This window comes from Streptomyces marinisediminis, assembly GCF_026262575.1.
GTDB lineage: Bacteria > Actinomycetota > Actinomycetes > Streptomycetales > Streptomycetaceae > Streptomyces > Streptomyces marinisediminis.
Map to the genome: position 1 here is coordinate 1 of NZ_JAPKFL010000136.1, position 291 is coordinate 291.

Annotated in this window: 1 protein-coding gene; it reads left to right on the forward strand. The window is 75.9% G+C overall.

The features are described from left to right. The coding region (locus OSB71_RS24415; protein WP_265950973.1) for a beta-ketoacyl synthase N-terminal-like domain-containing protein at positions 1–291 on the forward strand (291 nt) is incomplete at both ends.

Below are 291 nucleotides of genomic sequence, written 5' to 3' on the forward strand. Positions count from 1 at the left end.
CACCCCACGCCCTCCGCGCTCGCGGAGCACGTGGCCGCCGAGTGCGGCGGGCGGGACGCTCCGGCTCCGGCGGAGCGCACCTCCGTCACGGTTGTGGACGCGGAGGACCCGATCGTCATCGTCGGCATGAGCTGCCGCTACCCCGGCGGCGTGTCGGACCCCGGTGAGCTGTGGCGGCTGGTGCGCTCCGGGGAGGACGCGATCTCCCCGCTGCCCACCGACCGCGGCTGGGACACGCGTCGCCTGTTCGAAGACGGCGGCGACGGCCCGGGCACCTCGTACGCGACCGAG